The sequence below is a fragment of the Paenibacillus sp. FSL F4-0243 genome (genome assembly GCF_037963295.1).
Classification (GTDB): Bacteria; Bacillota; Bacilli; order Paenibacillales; family Paenibacillaceae; genus Paenibacillus_AQ.
Genome location: NZ_CP150151.1, coordinates 6076034 through 6099408, shown reverse-complemented (window position 1 = coordinate 6099408; position 23375 = coordinate 6076034). Strand labels below are relative to the sequence as shown.

The window sequence follows — 23375 nt, the reverse complement described above, 5'->3', positions numbered from 1 at the left end:
TTAAACTCTGCATGAGATAGTGAAGGTTTCGGGGGGCGGAAGGCCATGTTCCAATGGATTGTTAAGCTGTTGAATGACATCAAAATCCGCAATAAGCTGTTGCTTGCTTTTTTACTCACTACGTTACTTCCGGTATTACTGGTAGGCGGTTATCTTACGTTTGAGATGAGGACCATGGCGTTTCAGAGCGCACTGGAACAAGCTTCAATCAACGTAGATCGGGTAAAGAAAAGAACAGAAGAAGTCATCGGTGTATCTCAGGATATCGCATATCGCTTGAGCAATGATGCACGGTTGAAGAGACTTGCCATACGTCAGTATGTTAGCACTTATGATGTGGTGGAAGCTTACCGCGATTACTCGGATATGCGTGAGTATCTAAGGTTGTATAAAGATATATCCAACATTCGCTTATACACTGACAACGCTACGCTGCTTAACAACTGGGAGCTGATCAATCCTTCACCTGAGATTAAGGAGAGCCAGTGGTATCAGAGAGCACAGCGGTACGATAGTCTTGTCGGTTGGGAATATATCGAAGATGAGCGTGATAAGCGGAATTATTTAAGTCTTGTCCGCAAAATCGAGCTGGAGGGCTCCAGTAAGATCGGTGTACTCGTTATTAATGTGAACAGTCAGCAGCTTGCATCCATTCTAAGCCAGGAATCTTTTGATACCATGATCGTCGATGATCAAGACAATATCATTGCAGCGAATCGCAAAGATCGGACAGGTAAAAAGCTGGTGGATGTTTCTTTTGACACGAAGCTCTTGGGGCAGGGAAGTGGAAGCTATGAAGCAGTAGTAGATGGTGAAGCTTCCAAAATTGTGATCGAGGAGCTTAAACCACAAGCCAGCCGAAATGCACTACGAATTATATCTGTTTTTTCGATTGAAAGTATAGTTAAAGAACCCAATCAAGTGATTAAGCTTTCGATTACTGTGGTTGCGATAAGTGTTCTATTGGCCTTTTTAATTATATATAGCTTCTCCTCTTTGTTTTCACGACGATTGCTGCATTTAAGCAGACATATTAACCGAGTCAGTACTGGGGATTTTGATACGACATTAAAGATTGATGGCAAGGATGAAATCGCCCTGTTAGCTCGTCAATTCAATTCCATGGTACGCAGCATTAATGATTTGATGTATGAGGTACAGGAATCCAATGCACAGAATAGTCTGCTGGAACAGAAACAAAATGATATAAGATTCAAAATGCTGGCCAGCCAGATTAACCCGCATTTCTTATTCAATGCACTAGAGGCGATTCGGATGGAAGCTCACATGAAGGGGCAAGTGGAAATTGCCCGTGTGGTACGTCTTCTAGGTAAAATGATGCGCAGTAACCTGGAGGTAGGCCGAAGTAAAATTTTGCTTAGTCAGGAATTAGAAGTGGTACGTTGTTACTTGGATATTCAGCAATTCCGTTATGAGGAGAGGTTGAAATATCAATTTACTGTAGACCCTGCCGTTGAATCTCTTTATATGCCCCCGCTTCTTATTCAGCCACTTGTTGAGAACGCAGTAATCCACGGACTGGATAATAAGATGGAAGGTGCATTTGTGACGGTGGAAGTTGTACAAGTTGGGGATCATGCTAAATTTACGATTACAGATAACGGAGTAGGAATATCTCCAATTCAGCTGGAGGAATTACTGAACACGCTTGAGCGTAAGGAAGAGCGTGAAGGTGAGCGAATTGGACTTCGTAATGTACATGACCGGCTAAAACTATCCTACGGCGCAGAATATGGGCTAACGATTGAAAGTAGACCTAATGTAGGAACGGTTATTTTCTTCTGCATACCAATGGAGGACAACAATCTATGATAAAAGTGATGATTGTCGATGATGAGCCGAAGCTACGGGAAGGACTTCGAAGTCTGATCCCATGGGAGAAGCTCGGTTATACGGTGGTAGCTACAGCAGCTAATGGCTTGCAAGCACTTGAAAAGTATCATACCTTCTACCCGGAGCTGATCGTTGCTGATATTCGTATGCCTGGAATGGATGGTCTGGAAATGATTAGTGAGCTTCGCAAAGAAGGCTCAGAAAGTCATGTACTCATTTTGAGTGGACATGCTGATTTTGAATATGCTAAGCGGGCGATTGGTTATCGGATCGACGGCTATTTGCTGAAGCCAGTGGATGAGGATGAGATGATCGTATGTCTGGAACAGCTACATGAAACGATTGAGCAGGAGCAACGGTTCAGTGACTGGAATGAGGAGGAGCCCGCTCGTAATAGGGAAACTTTACTCAGAGCGCTTCTACAGCCAACCTCAGAGGAAGAACTGGAGGAGGACCTTAGCAGACATGTGGATGCGCTAGGACTCGATCAGGGAAATTATGAAGTCATTCTCATTGAGTTAAGAAAAACAGCTGGTGCAAATGATGAGGATCTCCGGGGAATCAAAACAGTAATGGAACAGCATTTTAGTAATCATCCTAATGCATCATTCTTTACATTGTCACAGTATTTGGGCATTCTCATGAAGGATCCGGACCAGAGCGCGAGCAAGCGGGAAGAATTATATAAGGGATTATCTGCAGTGATAGAACCAAAGGGTTACGACTTCATTGCAGTAGCGGGGGGAGTAGTACCTCGACCTGAAATGGTGGGAGAATCGTTTAATTCAGCACGTGAACTGTTAAGACGTTCCTTCTTCTTCAAAAAGGGGATCATCATCAGTACAGATCCTTCAGGATTTCTGATGGAGATGAAGGAGAAGACTGAAGAGGATCAGGAGACGGAGAGTCGTCTGCTGCTTGCAGTAGAAACCGGAAGTCTGAGCGCGATTCGACCGATAGTGCTGACTATCTGTGCTGAACTTGTATCTGCGGGCAGCGACGAATTGCGAATTAAAGAGACCTTTGTGAGACTCCTTAGTACTGTCCTGGCCCGTCTGGAGCCTACGTATCCGGAAATTCGCACTTATGCAGCAGAGCATTCCCCTCCAATAGGGGAGCTTTATCAAAGTTATTATTTGTCTGATTTGCAGGATCAGGCTGTCTCATTTCTCGAAGAAATTGCGGGCCAGATGACCAGTGGTCGTGGAAATGAAATTAAGAAAATTACAGAAATAATCAACCGTCGCTACAATGAGAACCTAAAGCTAGAGACCTTATCCGAGTTATTCTGCTACAACAGCGCTTATCTCGGTAAAATGTTCAAGAACACCACAGGAGAATACTTCAATACGTACGTGGACAAAGTGCGGATTGAGAAGGCTAAGGAATTTCTGACGCAAGGGATGAAAGTATACGAGGTGGCCGAGAAGGTAGGGTATATGAACCCCGATTATTTCAACGCTAAGTTCCGTAAATATGTAGGAATCTCACCAACTTCTTATCGAAAAAGTATTTAAGGATTTATATTCTCAATGTACTATTTTCAATGGCTCCTGATGTTTACCCGCGGCTGAGGTTCAGGTAAGTTTCTGAACCTCAGTCCGCGGGTCTTTTTTTTGTTTTCCCTACTCCCACCAATTGTACGTGGTGAAGTATTAATGTAGTTAAATAGACACCTGCTTAAGCTTATGCGGGTGGAGGGCTAATGCATTTTCTTTAGAATCAGGGTTCTAAACATCTGCTGGTAAAGGAGCGAAGAGGAATTTTTGGAACTGTAGAAGCGGAGCGTTCGCCTTTATCCTCGGATTTCTACCGCGAGAAGCGGTTCAAATCAGGAAATCTGAGGATAACAGCGATCGGAAGTCCAAATATTCCGCGTAGCGACTAATATCCAGCAGATAGTTTTATGAACCGTATCAAAAGAATAATGCAAACGCCAGCAGCATTAGCCCCCCTGTGTCGAGGAGCGAAATGAGAATTCACCCCGGACAAAAATCTCTAATTTTCACCTGATTTTAAGTCGAATTTATAGGGTACTGCAATCGCTTACAAAGTTTTAGAATTAAGGCATAGAGAGGAGGGGCTTTATGAAAGCGGACACAGTAACTGCTCAAATCCCGCCGGACACCCGAATGCGCAACAAAAAGCCTGCTTCAGGAGGACGGTTTTGGAGAAGCTTTAAGAATCAAAAGTATTTGTGGCTGATGTCGATACCTTTTGTAATCTGGGCATTCGTCTTCAGTTATCTCCCATTATGGGGCTGGACGATGGCTTTTCAAAAGTACAAGCCCGCACGTGGCTTTTTTGAACAAGAATGGGTAGGTTTTGAACACTTTAAGACATTGTTCAGTGACTCGCAATTCCTTCTGGCGCTGCGTAACACGCTGGCGATGAGCGGAATGGGCTTGGTCGCAGGCTTTATCTTTCCGATAACGTTTGCAATATTGCTCAATGAATTGCGTCTTGGATTTTTTAAACGTTTTGCTCAGACCGTCTCGTATTTGCCTCACTTTGTATCATGGGTGGTTGCAGCGGGAATTGTAACTAAAATGTTATCTAGCGAAAATGGTCTTGTAAACGATCTCTTGTTAACAATTGGATTTATAGACTCACCTATCCAGTTCATGGCTCAGGGCCATCTCTTCTGGGGAATCGTTACTTTATCAGATGTGTGGAAAGAAACCGGATGGAATGCGATCATCTACCTTGCAGCCATCTCGGGTATTGGACCTGAACTGTACGAAGCGGCTCGAGTGGACGGTGCCAGCAGGCTCCGCCAGGTATGGCATATTACTCTTCCTGGTATCCGGCCGACCATTACAGTGCTACTCATTATGTCGATTGGTAATTTGCTGAATATCGGCTTTGAGAAGCAATTCTTGCTTGGAAATAACCTCGTTACCGACTACTCTCAGGTGCTGGATCTGTACTCTCTGAAATACGGACTAGGCATGGCGAGATATTCCTACGGTACCGCGATCAATATATTCAACTCAGTGATCAGTGTAATCCTGCTGTTTACGATTAATGGAATCTTCAAGCGTACAACTAAAGAGAGCCTTCTGTAACACAGAAGGCCCTTCTACCAATCGTGGCTGCAATATTGCCCTTTTCATGAAAGGAGAGCGTTACAGTGGGAAACACAGCTATCACCGGAAAGTCGTGGTCAGACCGGATCTTTGACTTCATAGTGTACTTTGTAATACTGTTCGTGGTTGTAATCACGATCTATCCGTTTCTGAATGTGCTTGCTATCTCGCTGAATGATTCAGTGGATAGTGTGCGCGGCGGCATCACCATTTATCCTCGGGAATTTACCTGGGACAATTACTTAAAAATCTTCAGTTTCGCAGGGCTGATCACTGGGTTTAAAATATCCGCTTTGCGGACAGTCGTCGGTACTTTGTTCGGTCTGATCAGTGCCTCGATGCTAGCATTTACGATCAGCCGTCCTGATTTTGCAGGCCGCAAGTTCGTCTCCACGTTCTTGGCGATGACCATGTATATCTCTGGAGGAATGATTCCAATATACATGCTAATCAAGGATCTCCATATGATGAACAGCTTTGCAGTCTATGTATTACCTGGACTGGTTAGTGCCTTTAACGTCTTCGTCATCCGCTCCTTCATTGACGGACTGCCGTATGCACTGCAGGAATCGGCGAAGCTGGATGGAGCGAATGATTTTACCATTTACTGGCGTGTCATCCTGCCGCTGATGAAGCCGGCCCTAGCAACAATCGCACTGTTCCTAGCGGTAGGTCAATGGAATGCATGGTTTGATACGTATTTGTATAATGGTTCAAGTCCTCATCTGACAACATTGCAATATGAACTGATGAAGGTTCTGCAGAGTACAACCAGTGGAAATGGTGGCGATTACCGCTCCAACATTGCTTCTCTAGCTTCGAATCAGGTCTCGCCAGAGTCTATCAAGATGGCGATTACGATTGTCGTAACCGTGCCAATTTTGTTGGTGTATCCGTTCATTCAGAAATATTTTGTTCAAGGTATGACACTTGGCGCTGTGAAGAGCTAATCACAGCTAATAGGGGAGCATAGTCTCCCCTAAGCTTTAAGAGTGTTTTGTATCCGTTTTCTTTTCTTGTGGGAAGTTTTGGGATAAGTATTAACAGGATTTATCTGTGATACGATAGATAAACAATTTTAAGGAGGGTTTATGTAATGGGGAATAATAGAAAAATAAAAGCTAAAGCAACTGCACTTACACTTACTTCTATTATGATGCTCGGCATGCTCGCAGGTTGTGGTGGAAACAACGGCAATAATGCAGCTGGAGATGCAGCTGGAAATGCAACAAATAAGGGGAATGCGGCTAATTCGGCCAATGCGGTTGAGGATACTTCTCCGCTCACGATGACTTTCTTCAGTGCTGACCCTAACCCGAACTGGACAGGCATGCAAGATGAAGTAGGTAAAGTGATTACGGAAAAAACAGGAGTTACCTTGAATGCTGAATACGCGGTTGGTGACCCTGCTCAGAAAGTAGCGTTGATCGCAGCGAGCGGTGATTATCCGGATCTGATCAGTGCCAAGACCGACGTAAGCAAGCTGGTGGATGCAGGCGCAATGCTTGATCTGACAGATCTGATTGAAAAATATGCTCCGAACATCAAAAAAGTATTAGGCGAAGAAGGCATGAAACGCTCACGCTACAGTGACGATGACCACGCGATCTATGCTATTCCTACGTACGCAGGTGTTGATAACAAATACTTTGATGCTGGTGGCGGATTTGAACTACAACACCGTGCTGTTAAAGAAGCGGGATATCCTGCAATTAAAACTGTCCAAGATTATGAGAACGTAATCAAGGCTTACCTGGAAAAACATCCAACCGATGAAAATGGTAACAAAAACATCGGTCTGACCCTAAATGCAGATGATTGGTACATGTACATTACAGTAACTAACCCAGCATTCACTACTACAGGCTCTCCTGATGATGGAGAATATGCAATTGATATCGACACACAAGAAGTAACTTATCACTTCCGTCGTCCTGCTGAGAAAGAATATTTCCGCTGGCTCAACCATATGAACGATATCGGATTGCTTGACCCGGAAAGCTTCGTTCAAAAGTATGATCAGTACAAAGCTAAAATCGCTACCGGCCGTGTTATTGGTTTGATCGACCAAGACTGGGGTTATGGCGATGGAGAAAGAGCATTGAAAGCTGAAGGTAAGCTGGATCAAGGATACGGACACTATCCAGTAACCCTATCTGAAGAGTACAAAGAAACTTCCTTCTGGCCTACAGGCTTTATGGGTGGTAACGGCATTGGGATCAGTGTAGATGCTAAAGATCCGGTACGTGCAATTAAATTCTTGGACTACTTAGCTTCCGATGAAGGTCAAGTATTGGTTAACTGGGGTATCGAAGGCAAGCATTACAACGTAGTTGACGGCAAACGCGTCATTCCTGAAGATGTGAACAACCGTAAATATAATGACACTACCAATTTCCAAAAAGAAACAGGACTTGGCAATGTCGGATCAAACTACGCTCTGCTTAGCGCTCACTATGGTGACGGCGTATTGGATCCAACTGGAAACTACTATACCACTCGTTTCCCTGAGCAAGTAACAGTAGGCTACAATGCGGTTGAAAAAGAAACACTTGCTGCTTATAAAGCAACAACTTGGAAAGACCTCTTCCCAAATGAAGATGAATTCAAAGTTAAACCTTGGGGCGCGGCATGGAACATCACGATTCCTGGGGATAGCGAAATTGTCGTTCTCGACAACAAGCTGAAGGATATCAGTTGGAAACGGATTCCTGAAGCCATCTTGTCCAAGCCAGCTGATTTCGACAAAGTTTGGGATGCTTACATGGCTGAACTGGATAAAGCTGGTGTGACGAAAGCTGAAGATTTACGTGAAGAGCTGGTTAAACAACGCGTGAAACTTTGGAATGAGTAATTATTCCTGGAACACGGCTAATAAAATAAAAGCATGAAGATGGCGGGAAGTCCGAACGAAAGTCCGGGCTTCCCGCCAATTTCTTTTCATCTGTAATTATAGGATAGGAGGAATATACGTGGGAGAAAGTAAGAACACTGGGGTTCATGATCTCTGGTATAAGCAGCCGGCGGCTGAATGGGAAGAAGCACTGCCCGTGGGTAACGGCCGTTTGGGCGGTATGATCTTTGGCGGAACGGAAGAAGAACTAATTCAACTAAATGAAGACACCTTATGGTCGGGATTTCCGCGGGATACAGCTAATTATGAGGCGCTGCGCCATTTGACTCCGGCCAAACAATTAGTGGCAGAGGGGAAATACAAGGAAGCGGAAGCACTGGTAGATTCCAAAATGTTAGGCAGACGGACTGAATCCTATCAACCGCTCGGAGACTTGCGAATGAAGTTTAATCTTGGTGGTTCTGTAGAGGATTATCAGAGGGGGCTTGATTTGGATCAAGCGCTTGCTACGGTATCCTATACTGCTGGGGATGTAAGGATTGTGCGCGAAGTTTTGGCCAGCAGACCAGATGAACTTATAGTCATTCATATCCGTGCAGAGGGGAAAGAGGGGCTGGGTATTTTGCCGGATTTCTCAGTGGCTCTGACTTCGCCGCATCCTTTCCGACTAGAGATCACTCCGGATGGCGCGCTGATGATGACCGGTCGTGCTCCATCGCATGTGGCTGATAATTATGTAGGAGATCATCCGCGTGCCGTATTATACGAAGAGGGGCTTGGCATAAGTTTTGCCGCTGCAATGGAGATCCGTACAGATGGCGGCAAATGTAATGCTGAGAACGGCATGTTGTCGGTTTCAGGTGCGCGCTCCATTACGATCCGCCTAGCTGCCGCGACCGATTATGCCGGGTATGACCGGATGCCAGGAAGCGGCGGTAAGCTACCTTCGGAGTTGTGCCTAGAGCAATTGGCTTTGTCCTCTAATGGATATGCAGAGCTGAAGCAGCGCCATCTAGAGGATCATCAGTCCTTGTTCCGCCGCGTGGAGTTGACGCTTGCACCTTCGTCCTCCCGGATAGAGCTTCCCACGGATGAGCGACTAGCACGGTACCAGGAGGGGCAGGCAGATTCTGCGCTAGAAGCGCTGCTGTTCCAGTATGGCCGCTACCTGATGATTGCTGGCTCACGACCGGGGACGCAAGCTCTGAATTTGCAAGGGATCTGGAATCCCTATCTTCAGCCGCCATGGAACAGCAATTATACGACTAATATAAACACTGAAATGAATTATTGGCCAGCCGAGTTATGCGGGTTGGGTGAATGCCATGAACCTCTAATCGATTTTATTACGGAGCTTAGTGTGGCTGGCAGCCGTACAGCAAATATTCATTATGGCGCACGTGGCTGGACGGTGCATCATAATACAGATTTGTGGCGTATGACGTCTCCGTCAGACGGCAAGGCGATGTGGGCATTTTGGCCAATGGGAGGCGTTTGGCTCTCTCGCCAATTGTGGGAGCGTTACGCTTTCCGTCCAGATGAGGAATATTTGCGAAACACAGCTTATCCTTTGTTAAAGGGAGCCGCGTTATTTTGTCTGGATTGGCTGGTAGAGCTGCCTGATGGAAGATGGACAACGGGTCTGTCTACCTCACCGGAGAATGTATTCTTGACTGCTGATGGCACGCCATGCAGTGTTTCAGCTGGCTCAGCTATGGATTTATCGCTGATCGCTGAGCTGTTCAAGCATTGCATTCAGGCTGCTGAGATTTTGAATACCGATGCCCAGCTGAGGCAGGAGCTACGCCAGAAACAGGAACGACTCGCTCATCCTGGGATTGCACCGGACGGACGTATTCGTGAATGGAATGAGGATTTTGCTGAACAAGAGCCTGGGCACCGCCATGTCTCTCATTTGTATGATTTATATCCCGGGAATGTAATTAGTCCTTCCTTCACACCAGAGCTAGCAGAGGCGGCAGCGTTATCGCTTAAGAAGCGCTTGGAAGGCGGGGGCGGACACACGGGCTGGAGTGCAGCCTGGCTACTAAATCTATATGCACGTTTGAAGGATGGAGAGAGTGCGTATAGCTGTTTACGTCGTATTTTGCAGGATTCAAGTCTGCCGAATTTATTCGGTAATCACCCTCCATTTCAAATTGACGGTAACTTCGGAACTACGGCCGGAGTTGCTGAGATGCTCTTGCAGAGTCATCAGGAAGGGCTTGAATTATTACCCGCTCTTCCAGAAGAGTGGTCTGAAGGAAGTGTGAAAGGCTTGATAGCCCGAGGCGGCTTTATCACAAATATAGAATGGCATGAGGGACGCTTAACGAAGGCGGAACTGACCTCGACGCATGGACAAATATGCAGAATTTACAGTTACCAGCCTTTGCTCATTCAAAGTCCCGATGGTTCACGAATAGGGATAGAGATGGAATTTGAAACCGTTATAGGAGAGACCTATATCATTACACCGCAAAGCGAATAAAACACATCGTTCTAGCATATAGGCTGTTCTCAGAGTAGAATTATTCTACAGGGAGCAGTCTTTTTTTGCCTAAACGCTCATTATCTATTAAATGGTAGGGTTCATTACAAGTCTATAGGAGCCGGAGGAACAGAATATATATGTGGAAAAAACGCTTCACATTAGTAAAGATCATTCTGGGAGGAGTGATTATATTCGCTGCTATTCCACCGATGATTTATTGGGGCTGGGGTCATGCTTATGCGGCTTCGAGTTCACCCACCCTTCGTTCTGTAAATGAAGTAGCGCAGAAGCTAACGGGTGCAATGAACAACCGCAGGGAGACCATTACTTTTACTTATGAGAGCAAAGCTTCAAATTTGAAAACGAAAATACAAGCGGCTCTGGATCAAGCGATGGCTAGTGACCCTTATTTGTATTACATTATAGACAGCTACGGATATACTTATCGAGGAAGCGCAAGCTCTGTAAAAGTTACGGTGGAAGTGAAATATTTGGAGACGCTGGAGCAGACGGCTTTTGTAAACAAAGAAGTGAAGGCTGCGCTGAAGAAGATCATAACGCCGGGCATGAACAATCATCAGAAGGTGAAGGCTATCCACGATTGGGTTGTGCTTCATCTGAAGTATGACACTTCGTATCGTAAATATACGGCTTATGAAGGATTGAAGAGTGGCAGCGCCGTTTGCCAAGGGTATTCGCTGTTGACCTATAAGCTGTTAAAGGAGGCTGGATTCACGAATAAAATCGTTGAGGGTACAGCCAAACAGCCTGGAGGACGTAGCCAGTTGCATGCCTGGAATCTTGTGCTGTTAGATGGACGGTGGTATCATCTCGACACGACTTGGGATGACCCGACACCTGATAAAGCAGGTGTGGTTAGCACTGCATACTACTTGAGAACGGATGCGCAGATGCGTCAGGACCATAGCTGGACGAAGTCTTATCCGGCAGCTTCTGTAGGTTATCATAAGACCTTGTCTGCGCTTGTGGAGCGTGGAGGACAGAATGCGGCTGTCTATAAACAGCTTCAGAAGGATCTCAATTATGAGCTATATGCCGAGGAGCTAATTGTACGTTCGGTAGGAGATCTGACTCGGCTAGCGAATAAGGCAATTGCCTCCGGTGAGGTGTCTATATTATTCCGTTATCAAGGGAGTGGGACCAAGCTTAAGAACGACCTGCAGGAGCTATATAAGCTTGGACTAGAGGATGTATCTTACTCCAGTTCTGCTTTTGACAATACGGGCGATCTCAAAGTGTTTGTGACCTGGGAATAGAAGGATAACCAAAAAGGACATCCCATAAGCCTAAGTGGCTACGGGACGTCCTTTTTTGTTTTTTACCGGGTCTATTTTATTCTGGGTGAGTACTTAGGTCGCATTTATCCAAAGGAATAATATTACTCTTCCGGAACCAGCGATAGCCTACCCAGATCAAGACAAACAGCGGCAAGCTGATATAGGAAACGGCGATACCATACCAGTCGATATTTCCACCTGAGAAGGCGCCCATATTCTGACCGAGGATAGCTACAATACAAAGTCCTAAAGCAAAGATAGGTCCGAATGGGAACCATCTAGCTCGGTAAGGTAGTTCATCTAGCGAATGCCCTTGTGCTATAAAAGCACGTCTGAAACGGTAATGGCAGACCGCAATACCCAACCAGTTAATAAATCCGCACATACCAGAGGCGTTCAGTAGCCAGTTATATACGGCACCGTCACCAAAGAATGAAGCGAGAAAGGCGAGCATTCCGACAGCCGTAGTTACTAGCAAAGCGCCAACAGGGACACCACGGCGATTGAGCTTACCCAGTGCGCGCGGAGCCATGCCATCCTTAGCCATTGCATACAGGACACGGGTGGAAGCATACATTCCAGAGTTCCCTGCCGACAGTACAGAGCTGAGAATGACGGCATTCATTACGGATGCAGCAATTGCAAGCCCGGCTTTATTGAACACGATCGTAAACGGACTGACTCCGATGTCATCGATGCCTCCACGCAGAAGATCTGGATTTGTATAAGGAATCAACATTCCGATTACAAATATAGCAAGGATATAAAAGATTAATATACGCCAGAATACTTGGCGGATCGCAATTGGGACGTTGCGGCGTGGGTTCTCGCTCTCACCAGCAGCAACGCCGATTAGCTCGGTACCCTGGAAGGAGAATCCGGCTGCCATAAAGACCCCGACGAAGGCGAAGAAGCCACCGTGGAAGGAGCTGCCCCCGATTTGGAAGTTACTGAAGCCTACGGCTTCTCCACCCATAATGCCGAATATCATGAGGACACCGACAACGAGGAAGGCGATAACGGTAATGATTTTGATAATGGCAAACCAATATTCTGATTCCCCGTAGCCACGAGCAGATAGGAAGTTTAGGCCGAACATCAGCAGTAGGAACACCAGACTCCAGAGAAAGGAAGGGCTGTCCGGGAACCAATATTTAATGATGACGGTAGCCGCTGATAGCTCTGCTGCAATCGTAACCGCCCAGTTATACCAGAAGTTCCAGCCGATGGCGAAGCCAAAGGCGGGGCTGACGAAACGAGTGCCGTAGGTACTGAAGGACCCGGAGTCCGGTAAATAGGTGGCGAGCTCCCCAAGACTAGTCATGAGAAAATAAACCATTACACCCACAGCCGTATAAGCTAGAAGCGCTCCACCAGGTCCTGCTGAAGCGATCGCGCCGCCACTGGCTAGAAACAGACCCGTTCCAATAGATCCGCCAAGCGCGATCATGGTCAAATGTCTTGCTTTGAACGATTTTTTTAGCGCAGGCTGATTTATGTTGCCTTGCGCTGGGTTTTGCTGATTGCCCTGCATGAATATGACACTCCTTATGATCTAATCTTACTGTTCATGAACGGGGAGTGCTGAGCTGCTGACTCCCGCAAGGCGGGAGGTATACTTCGTGATTTCCAGAAGGTTATGGATGACTGTACGAAACATACAAATTCTGTAAACGCAAAGAAGCCGCAAACTATGTCTGCGGCTTCCATCTATACAGCTCCGCATCATACTCCCTGTGAAGATAGCGCAACACACTGCAGTCTGCTACTTACGCAGGCTGTACAATGTGACAGTTCCGTGCCTTTCGGCAACGGCCCCAGCCTGCACCGCTGTAAGAGCTACAGCGCAAGCTTCGGCGGATATTCCTTTCGGCGTGATTCATAGACGGCTCTAACGTCTCCACACGCGTACTCTTTATATCCGCGACCTCTACCTCATCTTAGTATGACGAGGCTATCTTTACTTCATTCATTTATAAACAACAGGAATTAGTATAAAGCAAGTTTACTTCTCAAAGCAATGACAAAATCAGGTACTTCCATGTTAATTACGACGGCGTTCTGACATCTGTTGCCATACGGTGCCTGCTGCGGCTTCACCTGAGGCGATACGCTCCAAAGCCATCTTGGCCTGAAGGCCAACCTCGAACTCTGGATCATCCGCTGCAAGTGTGAGCGCATCTTGAGCTTCGGATGTACCAACTTCGTAGAGAAAACGAGCTGCGCGCCAGCGGACAAGCTTGCTCTTATCTGTTAGCGCCGCCGTCATCACTGGCGTGGCGGCAGGATCGCCGATGTCGGACAGCGTATCGCCAGCCGTACGTCTTACGGCTGGGGCGCTGTCAGCCATCGCCTCATAGAGCAGCTCCATCGCCTCAGGCGTGCGAAGGTCGCCAAGATACACAACCGCAAGCCTGCGAATATGCAGCTTGGGATCGTGTAGCGCCGCCTTAAGCTCCGGCAGGAGCTCCGCCGTCGGCGTAAGATCCTCTAGCGCGGCGTAGCGCACGCGCCAATCCTCATGCTTCAGGTCTCGCAGCAGCTCATCCTGTGTGCGAGTTCGTCTCTGCTCGACGAACTCACCTTCGGCTCCGTGCGCAATGGCTTGCTGCACGAGGGAGTCGAGGCGTTCCTGCGGATACGCTGCCTCGATCTCTTGCTCGACCTCGCGCGCAATGTCCGCGGGCTCGCCATAACGCACGCCGTAATCGGTGAGCTTGCGCTCTTTGATCATCACGGCGCTAGCCACATCCATAACCGCTTTAGTAAAGCGGTTAGCTAAGGATATGCGCTCTTCATTCGCGCCCGTTTTGACGCGGATTTGCATCGGAATTCCGCGGAATAATTGGACGAAGACTTGCGCTTCCCCAAAATGAGCACCGGCATTCTCGTCAGCTAGGCTCCAATCTCCAGTTACACCTTCGCTGTTAGCGAAGCGGCTTTGAACTTCTCTTAGAATGGCTGCCCAATCGGCATTGCCTTTGCGCTCAAGTGCTGCGAAGTCAGCAGCATGATAAATGCTAATAACGCCCGGTATCGTTAACATTTCACGTGCCCAAGCAGGTGCGGAACGCTCACTTTCTGGAGTATAGGTTCTGCGAATTCCGGGTTCTAAACTTTCGTCCAAATGTAGCTTCATCGTATTTGGACTTGGAGTCGGTTCAATAAAAGTAATCTTCATACGTAGCTCCCCCTTGAACGGTATATGCACCGCCATACTTTATACACATATTATCTCATTTCTGGCGTGAAACCAAAAGAACTCTTCTATTATTTCGCTAAAGTCTGCAATTGTGATGAATAAAAGGGCGAACCTTTATCATGCTATTTGTATATTTTGCAAAATACGCTGCTGTTCAATATAGTTGTAGTATATTCGCTAAAGCTAGGATTGCTCGGTAAACTTCTGTAGAAGAGGTGTTGTATGCCTAAAACTCGTTACCATAACGTCGATAATGTAAGTACCGATAAATCATTAAAGGAATTTCGCCAGTGGCGTGAGGAGCGTCGTCGCAAGAAGAAGGACTATTCATATGTTGTACCGAATACGCCGCCCAGATTATCTTATCTGTCTGAGAATCGATTGGAGTCTACCATTACGTGGATTGGGCATTCAACATTTTTCCTTCAATATGAAGGGATGAATATCATTACAGATCCCATCTGGGCGAGAAGGCTGGGCTTTGAGAAAAGACTGGGACAACCTGGGATTCCACTTAGCGAAGTGCCACCGATTGACCTGATTCTGATTTCGCACTCTCATTATGACCATTTGCATATCGCCTCTATCCGCAAATTATATCGGGCAGGGACAACGCTTGTAGTTCCTGTTGGTCTGAAGCGAAAAATGCTTCGAAAAGGGTTCCACAACTGTGTGGAAATGGAATGGTGGCAGGAGATTAAGCTAGGTAAGATCAAGCTTAGTTTTGTGCCTACTCAGCACTGGACGCGGAGAACACCATGGGATACGAATACTTCTCATTGGGGTGGGTACATCTTGGAGCCCGCTGATTCCGGAAATCAGAAGTCTTCTCCGAATCTTTATTTCGCTGGGGACAGCGGTTATTTTCCAGGCTTTAAGGAGATCGGAAGTCGTTATAAGATCGATATCGCGCTTATGCCGATTGGGGCTTATGAACCGGAATGGTTCATGACCTCTCAGCATGTAAATCCTGAGGAAGCCATTCAAGCTTTCCTAGATGTAGGGGCGGAGACCATGATTCCGATGCATTACGGTACCTTCAGACTTGCGGATGATACCGCCCGGGAAGCACTGGATCGCATGGAGAACGCCCGAGTTAAACATGCGATTTCGGAGGAAAGAATTCGTACACTCGGTTATGGAGAAACACTGGTCGTACAAAAGGAGAATCGCACATCTGGGGAATAATTGAAAAAATTCCTCCTTAAAAGTTGTCGCCGTAAAACAGTTGGAATAAGTTTCGTAGGAGTGAGATCAGCTTAAATGCCTATTTCACGGGATTTTTGCACTGATTTTATGCTATAATGAGCCGAAACCCTAAAGTGAAAAGGATGGTAATGCGTAATGATTAGCACAAGCGGCGTAACACTCCGCTACGGAAAACGCGCTCTCTTCGAAGATGTAAACATAAAATTCACCCCTGGTAACTGCTATGGTTTGATTGGTGCCAATGGTGCTGGTAAATCAACCTTTCTGAAAATTCTGTCTGGGGAGATTGAAGCGAACACGGGTGATGTTCATATAACACCAGGTGAACGCCTTGCAGTTCTGAAGCAGAATCATTTCGAGTACGATGAATTCCCAGTACTTGAAACAGTAATTATGGGTCACACTCGTCTTTATGAAATCATGAAAGAAAAGGACGCGCTTTATGCGAAGTCTGATTTCACGGAAGCAGATGGTCTGCGTGCCGGTGAGCTTGAAGGCGAATTTGCCGAACTTAATGGCTGGGATGCAGAGCCGGATGCGGCGGCTATGCTGATCGGTCTTGGCATTATGCGTGAACTGCATGATAAGAAAATGGCCGAACTGAGCGGCAATGAGAAGGTACGGGTACTCTTGGCACAAGCCTTGTTTGGCCGTCCAAACAACCTCCTGCTCGATGAGCCTACCAACCACTTGGATCTAGAATCGATTGGCTGGTTAGAGAACTTCCTCATGGATTATGAAGGTACTGTTATCGTCGTATCCCATGACCGTCACTTCCTGAACAAAGTATGTACGCATATTGCGGATATTGATTTTGGCAAAATCCAGATGTACGTTGGTAACTACGACTTCTGGTACGAGTCCAGTCAGCTTGCTCAAGCTTTACAGCGTGATTCGAACAAGAAGAAGGAAGACAAGATCAAGGAGCTGCAAGCTTTTATTCAGCGTTTCTCGGCCAATGCTTCCAAGTCTAAACAGGCAACTTCTCGTAAGAAACAACTCGAGAAAATTACGTTGGATGACATTCGTCCATCTAACCGTAAATATCCGTTCCTCAACTTCAAACCTGAACGTGAAGCAGGTAAGCAGCTACTGACGATCAGCGGATTGACCAAATCGGTTGAAGGTGAGAAGGTTCTTGATGAAATCAGCTTTGTAGTTAACAAAGGTGATAAGATTGCTTTCGTGGGTCCTTACTCCCAGCCTAAATCACTTCTATTTGATGTGATCATGGGTGAGCAGGAAGCGGATGCGGGTGAATATGCGTGGGGCGTCACTACAACTCAAGCTTATTTCCCAAAAGACAACTCCAGCTATTTCGATGGCGTGGACTTGAATCTCGTAGAATGGCTGCGTCAGTATTCTAAAGATCAGGATGAGACGTTCCTGCGTGGATTCCTTGGACGGATGCTGTTCGCCGGAGAAGAAGCACTGAAGAAAGCGAGTGTATTGTCCGGGGGCGAGAAGGTTCGCTGTATGTTGGCGAAGATGATGCTGAACGGTGCGAACGTGCTTGTATTCGATGAACCTACCAATCACTTGGATCTGGAATCCATTACGGCACTGAATAACGGACTGATCGATTTCGACGGGACTATTCTCTTTACTTCCCATGACCATCAGTTCATCCAAACGATTGCTAACCGTATCATCGAGATCACACCTACAGGTGTAATTGATCGCACGATGACTTACGATGAGTATTTAGAGAATCCTGAAATTAAGGAAATGCGCCAACGCATGTATCCTGTAGAAGTATAATATTTACTTTCCGTTATGCGGAAGGAACCCGTTAAGCAGCTACTCTAATCCTGATAGGATTAGGGTAGCTGTCTTTATAATTTCGATTTTGAAAAGGTAACGGTAGGTGAAGCATGTGGACAGAACTATTTTTATTATGAGGCATGGGGAGACCAAGTTTAATACGCAAGGTCGTTACCAAGGCCAATTGGACTCACCTCTGACTGAGCATGGAATGGATCAAGTCAGACAAATGGGTAGGCTGCTTCGTTATTCGGTGGAGCATCCCTCCGAATGGAAGGTGATTTCAAGTCCACTTGGGAGAGCGCTGCAAAGCACACAAATTTTGTGTGAAATCTTAGGTTATGATTTCAATGAAATAGAAACGGATTCTAGGTTAAGTGAAGTTTCCGTTGGTTCTTGGTCAGGGCTAACGCTCAAGGAAATTGAACAGGGCTGGCCGAATAGTCTTGAAGATACGACTATGTATGATTGGTATTTTCGTTCACCAGATGGAGAGAGCTATGAAGCGGTTCAGGAGCGTGTCACAGACTGGCTGGATAGCTTGTCCTCCACTCCGCGGGTCATTGCGGTTACACATGGATTAACAAGTAGAATTCTACGGGGAGTAAACGCGGGGCTTGCAAGATAGGAAGCCTTATCACTTGAGGTTTCCCAAAGCGCATGTTTTCAGTTGGCTAATTGTACAATAAAGAGAATCAGTTATGAATTTGATGAGTTCTAGCCCATCCTTTAAGGCAGACGAACGCATAAAAGGCTGCGTTGTCCCTGAGGGATGCGCAGCCTTTTATGTTTATAAAATAGTACTAGGATCCGCCGGTACGACGGCGTTGGTTGTTAGGCTTTTTGTTATTCTGACTTTTTAGTGGTTTAGCGGATCCGGCCTGAAAAGTTGATCCAGGTTTGGAGGAAGATTGTTGTTTCTTCTGCTCCAGCTTTTGCCGGATAGCTTCAGCTAAATTGATTTTTCCTTTTTCATTGTTTTCGCTCATTATGATAACCTCCTTTGAAGCAAGTCCTTCACTTTATTCTAATTGTTTTTAAATGCTGCTACAAGGGCAAGAATAATTGAAAGAATTCTTTTCTAACAAAACAGAAAACGAGGAGATAGCCAAAATGGTTGATATTTACGAAGATATACGTAAAGGCGAGCGTGGCGCTTGGGTTAGCATAGCGGCTTACCTCATTTTATCGACTTTCAAGCTGGTTAGCGGTTATCTATTCGCCTCTAGTGCATTGGTCGCGGACGGAGTCAATAATTTAACTGACATCGTAGCATCTGCAGCCGTGTTGGTTGGTCTAAAGATTTCGCGGAAGCCACCTGACTCTGACCATGCTTATGGACATTTTCGGGCAGAGACGGTAGCTGCATTGTTGGCTTCTTTTATTATGGCGGTAGTAGGTATTCAAGTGATTGTGGAGGCGGTGCGGTCCTTTTTCGATCGTGCAAAGGAAACCCCGCAGCTATGGTCTGCTGGTGTGGCTCTAGTGTGTGCAGTAGCAATGATGGGAGTATACATATACAACAAAAGGCTGGCTAAGCAGATAAATAGTAGTGCACTCATGGCAGCGGCGAAAGATAATTTTTCGGATGCTATGGTTAGTATAGGTGCTGCTGTTGGGATTGTAGGTGCTCAGTTCGGACTGCCATGGATTGATTCTGCGGCGGCAGTAGTTGTCGGACTGATTATCTCTAAGACGGCATGGGATATTTTTCGTGACTCGACCTACCGGCTTACGGATGGCTTTGATGAAGATAGATTGATGGATCTACGTAGTACGATTGCTCGAACACCGGGAGTAGAGGGGATTAAAGATGTGAAGGCACGGGTTCATGGGAATCATGTACACGTGGATGTTGTAGTGGAGGTAGACGCGAATATTACAGTGGTGGAAGGTCATAGGATCAGTGACTCCATTGAAGAGAGAATGAGCAAGCTACACAATATTATGAATGTACAGGTGCATGTGGAACCTAAAGATTAAATTTGAAAAATTCTATTTTAAGGAAAAAACAAACATATTTAAGGAGGATTCAAGACTTTAGTCCTGTATTTTACCATAAAGTGGCATGATTATATGTGCAATTTGGAGCATGTTCCAAATCCCGGGCAAGCCTATAATGAGGGCATAAAGGAATGTAGTACACACCTTTGTTGAAATCTCATCATGGTATTGGGGGAACGTATGATTAAATCACATAAGCAATTAACAGCATCCTTATTGGTTTCAGCTGCAATTGTTGCAGGTTTAGGAGTATCTGCTCCTGGAAATGCAGCAGCAGCCTCAAATCCATCAAATTCAGTTATGGCAGCAGCAGCCGGTCAAATAGCGGTCATTGAGGCAAGTGTTCGCCTTCGCAGTACACCTTCTACAAGTGGAGAAGTAGTGAAGTATTTGCAAAAGGGAGATCAAGTGCAGATTGTGGCACAACCGAATAGCTATTGGTATCAGGTGAAAGCAGCGGATGGATCCGTAGGCTATACAAGTACAGATGATAAGTATATCAGCGTAAATTCATCTTCAGTAGGTACACCAACAGCACCATCAGCACAAACGGGAACCATAAAGTACGGAGTGAATCTTCGAACTGCGCCTTCTACAAGCGGAAAAGTACTGAGACTTCTGAAGAAGGGGGAACAAGTACAGCTTCTGGCACAGCCGAACAGCTCCTGGTATCAAATTCAAACCTCTGATGGTAGCATTGGATATATAAGTTCAAGTGATCAATATACTTCGTTCGCTAATAATGGGGGGACTGGGACGGTAACGCCGACACCAACGCCGCCAGCACCAGTACCACCTATTTCTACACCTGGGGCTTCTGCCCAAATCGAGAGTGTAATCTCAGCAGGTATGGGCTATCTTGGGACACCTTATGAGTTTGGTTCCAGCAGATATGATACAAGCACCTTCGATTGTTCTGATTTTATCCGGCAAATTTTCATGGATGCTGTGAATTTGAAACTGCCTGCTGATTCCCGTCAACAGGGAGATTGGGTGAAATCGAATAGTACGGTAGTTACGTCTACTTCCGGCTTGAAACGCGGCGATCTAATGTTCTTTATGGATTATAAAGGGAACTCCGCTTCAGCATATGAAGGGATCGACAAATCTAAGGCAAGAATATCGCATGTTGCTATGTATCTAGGAGATGGACAAGTTCTCCATACGTATTCCGTAGCTTCAGGCGGGGTGAAAGTAGATAAATTAAGCGCTTCTTGGACGAATCGTTTCCTCTTCGGGGGATCGGTCATCCGATAATTATATAGGTATACAGAAGCGGCAGCATCGCATGTTTGTGACGGGTGAACAAAGGCGGCGTAAGCGCAAAAGCTACCCCCTCAGTAGAATGATCTACTGAGGGGGTAGCTTTTTGTAAATATAAGAATTTATATGTTCCGTTCTATAAATTATCCTTATATTTCTCGCTTAAACACTTGCCGTCCTTATAGGGACGCCGAAGGCGTTTATGCTTGTTATCATCTTTTCTGTACTAATTACATAATTACATTGGCAGCAACAGGAACCTTTACCCACGCTTTTCCTAGCCAAGTGTAGATTTCTCTCCATTCATTGCCCCAAGTATCCGTAATCACTTCACCTGTGGTATCAAGCGTTTGAGCGCTAAGCCAGCCTGCAGGAATCATACTGCCAACTGAAAAGTGGAAAGCTGTTTTTTCGGTTAGAACAATTTGTGGTGTGGCTGGAGTAATATCCGATGGGGTAATGATCGTTTCAAAAGATGTTGTGTAAGTGCTTCCAGTTCCGGGCGTAGAATCTGTAGTTGTCCCTGTTACCTCAGCGGCTGATGCTGTAGCTGCTATTGAAGCCATAAGTCCCAAGGCAAGTGTAATGCTGGCGAATTTTTTCATGTTAAGTTCCTCCTCATTATGATCTAACTTCAAAACTTTTTCTTATTTTCTCAAGTGACATCTGTGTGGGAATGACCTATACTTTCTGCATGATGAATAAGATATATGGATACATATGGGAGGAGGCTACATCGATCTACCTCTGCGTCCCGTGAAGAGGGAAACAACAAACAGAACCAAGAATACGAAGAATAGTATCTTTGCAAGACCAGCAGCGGCTGCTACAAGATTGAAGAAACCAAAGATACCAGCGATTACAGCTACAACTAGCAGAATTGCGGACCATTTTAACATTACATATCACCTATCCTTTTTTTGATTTGTAGTCATTGTATAAACGGGGACTTTGATTCTGAAACAAAGGGGAGCAGGGAATTTTGACAACGCTCGACAGATTGTTTCGGCATATGGTAGTAGGGGTAACTATGCAGTATACAAGGCTGATTAGCCACTATTTATGAGATTTGGAAGGGGTTATGAATATGATCATTGAACTTAGTGTAGCTCTCGTTGCTATCGCATTCGCAATACTTGTTTTCTTTCTAATTAAGACTTTGCAGTCAGCGAAGCAATCCCTCGACAAAGTAAGCCAGACCTTGGTGGAAGTGCAGAAGACGATGGATGAACTGACTTATGAAGTGAAGACTACAGTCAGACATGCAAATGAAATTACCGCTGATGTACAGAATAAAATTCAGAAGATTGATCCTGTCATAGATTCTGTGAAGAATTTGGGAGAAGTTATGAATGAGTTAACCTTAACCGTTAAGCAAGTTTCAGTAACTGTGATTGAAAGATATCGTAAATCACATGAACTGAGAGAGAAGCGTAAGGGGATATCCATAAAAGAAGCTCCGCTGACTCCTGCTGAGGAACGTACGGTAAACTCCTATGATGCTGTTAATAACGAGAAAGCACCGGGGAAAATAGCTACTGTGTTAAAAAGTGTAGATGTAGCTGCAACTCTTTGGAAAAAATTCCGTCATTAAAGTTAAGGCAGCAAGTCCTCTGTAAATGGCGGCTGCAGATAAGAAAGGTGGGATAACAACATGAACATTATTATACTCTTGTTTAGTCTACTTTCCCCATACTTTGATGCGTCTCCACAGTTGACGCCTATCTCGACTTTTAGTGATCAGCCTAAGACAGTTCTTACATTTGAACATTCCTCAGAAACGAGCCCTGCTATAAATCGGTTTGATTCATTGCAAGGTGTTGCTTTATATGCTACGAAGGAAGAATTGCTTCTGGCCAAGGGCAATCCGCTGGCGGTAACAAATGATCCATTGCAAGGGACAGAGGAGTACCAATACGCAGATGTAACAGTGGGTGTTGGTGAGGGGTTTGTACTGTATGTGCATGTCTCACCTTCTCAAGCACAGCAGTTTGGTCTACAGGTAAATGGGGTGGGAATTGATCCCATGAAGGATAATGTGCAATCGACCTTGGGTAAACCGTATTTTATTGCCGAAGATGGTGATGTATATATGAGAGGAAACAATGCGCTCAAAATATATCGAAATTTGGCAGGTGAATTTGAAGGTATTGATTTATTTGATAGTATTTCTTCTTAATATGTTTCACTTTTGATTATTTTGGTTAATAAACAGAGGCTGTCTTTACCATAGAGTAACCTCCCGAACCACTAGATGTAGTGGTTCGGGAGGTTACTTTGCTGAATGCGTAAATGAACCTATTACTATATTTACATATATTAAAAATAGAAATAACACATTTAA

The 23375-nt window shown here is 45.6% G+C and carries 19 protein-coding genes and 1 riboswitch; of the genes, 14 read left to right on the top strand and 5 right to left on the bottom strand.

The genetic code is table 11. The features are described 5' to 3' along the window. The first annotated feature begins 45 nt into the window (after window positions 1-45). From NSS87_RS27055 to NSS87_RS27025, 7 genes are all read left to right on the top strand, one after another. The gene (locus NSS87_RS27055) at window positions 46-1833 is read left to right on the top strand and encodes a sensor histidine kinase (protein ID WP_076285491.1); all 1788 of its coding nucleotides are present in this window, start codon (window positions 46-48) and stop codon (window positions 1831-1833) included. Continuing rightward, window positions 1830-3371: a response regulator transcription factor gene (locus tag NSS87_RS27050; protein WP_076300668.1), complete on the top strand. Its 1542-nt coding sequence runs from the start codon at window positions 1830-1832 to the stop codon at window positions 3369-3371. The genes NSS87_RS27055 and NSS87_RS27050 overlap by 4 nt, the downstream gene beginning before the upstream one ends. 615 nt (window positions 3372-3986) lie before the next feature. Beyond that, window positions 3987-4922, top strand: a complete 936-nt coding sequence (locus NSS87_RS27045; protein WP_231573511.1) for an ABC transporter permease subunit — start codon at window positions 3987-3989, stop codon at window positions 4920-4922. A 65-nt stretch (window positions 4923-4987) separates the two neighbouring features. Continuing rightward, entirely contained in the window at window positions 4988-5893 is a 906-nt protein-coding gene (locus tag NSS87_RS27040; protein ID WP_042191881.1) for a carbohydrate ABC transporter permease, read from the top strand. Window positions 5894-6039: 146 nt separating this feature from the next. Beyond that, entirely contained in the window at window positions 6040-7797 is a 1758-nt protein-coding gene (locus NSS87_RS27035; protein ID WP_076285489.1) for an ABC transporter substrate-binding protein, read from the top strand. 118 nt (window positions 7798-7915) lie between these two features. Continuing rightward, window positions 7916-10288, top strand: a complete 2373-nt coding sequence (locus NSS87_RS27030; protein ID WP_339243510.1) for a glycoside hydrolase family 95 protein — start codon at window positions 7916-7918, stop codon at window positions 10286-10288. A gap of 140 nt (window positions 10289-10428) precedes the next feature. Beyond that, window positions 10429-11568 carry a transglutaminase domain-containing protein gene (locus NSS87_RS27025; RefSeq protein ID WP_339243509.1) on the top strand — a complete coding sequence of 380 codons (1140 nt, stop codon included), beginning with the start codon at window positions 10429-10431 and terminating at the stop codon, window positions 11566-11568. 76 nt (window positions 11569-11644) lie between these two features. Here NSS87_RS27025 and NSS87_RS27020 read toward each other — a convergent pair whose 3' ends face one another. Both NSS87_RS27020 and NSS87_RS27015 read right to left on the bottom strand, forming a co-directional pair. Further along, window positions 11645-13123: an amino acid permease gene (locus tag NSS87_RS27020; protein WP_042131059.1), complete on the bottom strand. Its 1479-nt coding sequence runs from the start codon at window positions 13121-13123 to the stop codon at window positions 11645-11647. A gap of 201 nt (window positions 13124-13324) precedes the next feature. Next, window positions 13325-13530: riboswitch (Lysine riboswitch) on the bottom strand. Between the two features lie 103 nt (window positions 13531-13633). Continuing rightward, window positions 13634-14770 (bottom strand): virulence factor, encoded by a 1137-nt coding sequence (locus tag NSS87_RS27015; protein WP_042191874.1) that lies wholly within the window; start codon window positions 14768-14770, stop codon window positions 13634-13636. A 243-nt stretch (window positions 14771-15013) separates the two neighbouring features. Here NSS87_RS27015 and NSS87_RS27010 point away from each other — a divergent pair, with 243 nt between their 5' ends. From NSS87_RS27010 to NSS87_RS27000, 3 genes are all read left to right on the top strand, one after another. Then, window positions 15014-15979 carry an MBL fold metallo-hydrolase gene (locus NSS87_RS27010; RefSeq protein ID WP_076285485.1) on the top strand — a complete coding sequence of 322 codons (966 nt, stop codon included), beginning with the start codon at window positions 15014-15016 and terminating at the stop codon, window positions 15977-15979. A gap of 156 nt (window positions 15980-16135) precedes the next feature. Beyond that, on the top strand, window positions 16136-17761 hold the full coding sequence (locus NSS87_RS27005; RefSeq protein ID WP_042131056.1) for an ATP-binding cassette domain-containing protein: 1626 nt from the start codon (window positions 16136-16138) through the stop codon (window positions 17759-17761). Window positions 17762-17876: 115 nt separating this feature from the next. Then, complete coding sequence (locus NSS87_RS27000) at window positions 17877-18392, top strand: histidine phosphatase family protein (RefSeq protein WP_339243508.1); 516 nt, start codon at window positions 17877-17879, stop codon at window positions 18390-18392. 175 nt (window positions 18393-18567) lie between these two features. Here the strand turns inward: NSS87_RS27000 and NSS87_RS26995 are convergent, their stop codons facing one another. Beyond that, window positions 18568-18753, bottom strand: a complete 186-nt coding sequence (locus tag NSS87_RS26995; RefSeq protein WP_042191867.1) for a hypothetical protein — start codon at window positions 18751-18753, stop codon at window positions 18568-18570. A gap of 124 nt (window positions 18754-18877) precedes the next feature. Here NSS87_RS26995 and NSS87_RS26990 point away from each other — a divergent pair, with 124 nt between their 5' ends. Together NSS87_RS26990 and NSS87_RS26985 are read left to right on the top strand one after the other, a co-directional pair. Next, complete coding sequence (locus NSS87_RS26990) at window positions 18878-19747, top strand: cation diffusion facilitator family transporter (RefSeq protein WP_042191865.1); 870 nt, start codon at window positions 18878-18880, stop codon at window positions 19745-19747. 201 nt (window positions 19748-19948) lie between these two features. Then, a complete protein-coding gene (locus NSS87_RS26985; RefSeq protein ID WP_339243507.1) occupies window positions 19949-21025 on the top strand; it encodes an SH3 domain-containing C40 family peptidase in 1077 nt (358 codons plus the stop codon). 236 nt (window positions 21026-21261) lie between these two features. Here the strand turns inward: NSS87_RS26985 and NSS87_RS26980 are convergent, their stop codons facing one another. Together NSS87_RS26980 and NSS87_RS26975 are read right to left on the bottom strand one after the other, a co-directional pair. Further along, window positions 21262-21636 carry a hypothetical protein gene (locus NSS87_RS26980; protein ID WP_042191861.1) on the bottom strand — a complete coding sequence of 125 codons (375 nt, stop codon included), beginning with the start codon at window positions 21634-21636 and terminating at the stop codon, window positions 21262-21264. Window positions 21637-21762: 126 nt separating this feature from the next. Next, entirely contained in the window at window positions 21763-21930 is a 168-nt protein-coding gene (locus NSS87_RS26975) for a DUF1328 family protein (RefSeq protein WP_042131050.1), read from the bottom strand. A gap of 188 nt (window positions 21931-22118) precedes the next feature. Here NSS87_RS26975 and NSS87_RS26970 point away from each other — a divergent pair, with 188 nt between their 5' ends. Continuing rightward, complete coding sequence (locus NSS87_RS26970) at window positions 22119-22625, top strand: DUF948 domain-containing protein (protein WP_042191859.1); 507 nt, start codon at window positions 22119-22121, stop codon at window positions 22623-22625. Between the two features lie 60 nt (window positions 22626-22685). Beyond that, entirely contained in the window at window positions 22686-23210 is a 525-nt protein-coding gene (locus tag NSS87_RS26965) for a hypothetical protein (RefSeq protein WP_339243506.1), read from the top strand. Window positions 23211-23375: the final 165 nt, after the last annotated feature.

Excerpts from the sequence above, each read along its gene's own strand:
- NSS87_RS27055 (WP_076285491.1), top strand. The coding sequence starts at position 46 with ATGTTCCAATGGATTGTTAAGCTGTTGAATGACATCAAAATCCGCAAT.
- NSS87_RS27050 (WP_076300668.1), top strand. The coding sequence starts at position 1,830 with ATGATAAAAGTGATGATTGTCGATGATGAGCCGAAGCTACGGGAAGGA.
- NSS87_RS27045 (WP_231573511.1), top strand. The coding sequence starts at position 3,987 with ATGCGCAACAAAAAGCCTGCTTCAGGAGGACGGTTTTGGAGAAGCTTT.
- NSS87_RS27035 (WP_076285489.1), top strand. The coding sequence starts at position 6,040 with ATGGGGAATAATAGAAAAATAAAAGCTAAAGCAACTGCACTTACACTT.
- NSS87_RS27025 (WP_339243509.1), top strand. The coding sequence starts at position 10,429 with ATGTGGAAAAAACGCTTCACATTAGTAAAGATCATTCTGGGAGGAGTG.
- NSS87_RS27020 (WP_042131059.1), bottom strand. The coding sequence starts at position 13,123 with ATGCAGGGCAATCAGCAAAACCCAGCGCAAGGCAACATAAATCAGCCT.
- NSS87_RS27015 (WP_042191874.1), bottom strand. The coding sequence starts at position 14,770 with ATGAAGATTACTTTTATTGAACCGACTCCAAGTCCAAATACGATGAAG.
- NSS87_RS27010 (WP_076285485.1), top strand. The coding sequence starts at position 15,014 with ATGCCTAAAACTCGTTACCATAACGTCGATAATGTAAGTACCGATAAA.
- NSS87_RS27005 (WP_042131056.1), top strand. The coding sequence starts at position 16,136 with ATGATTAGCACAAGCGGCGTAACACTCCGCTACGGAAAACGCGCTCTC.
- NSS87_RS26995 (WP_042191867.1), bottom strand. The coding sequence starts at position 18,753 with ATGAGCGAAAACAATGAAAAAGGAAAAATCAATTTAGCTGAAGCTATC.
- NSS87_RS26990 (WP_042191865.1), top strand. The coding sequence starts at position 18,878 with ATGGTTGATATTTACGAAGATATACGTAAAGGCGAGCGTGGCGCTTGG.
- NSS87_RS26985 (WP_339243507.1), top strand. The coding sequence starts at position 19,949 with ATGATTAAATCACATAAGCAATTAACAGCATCCTTATTGGTTTCAGCT.
- NSS87_RS26980 (WP_042191861.1), bottom strand. The coding sequence starts at position 21,636 with ATGAAAAAATTCGCCAGCATTACACTTGCCTTGGGACTTATGGCTTCA.
- NSS87_RS26975 (WP_042131050.1), bottom strand. The coding sequence starts at position 21,930 with ATGTTAAAATGGTCCGCAATTCTGCTAGTTGTAGCTGTAATCGCTGGT.
- NSS87_RS26970 (WP_042191859.1), top strand. The coding sequence starts at position 22,119 with ATGATCATTGAACTTAGTGTAGCTCTCGTTGCTATCGCATTCGCAATA.
- NSS87_RS26965 (WP_339243506.1), top strand. The coding sequence starts at position 22,686 with ATGAACATTATTATACTCTTGTTTAGTCTACTTTCCCCATACTTTGAT.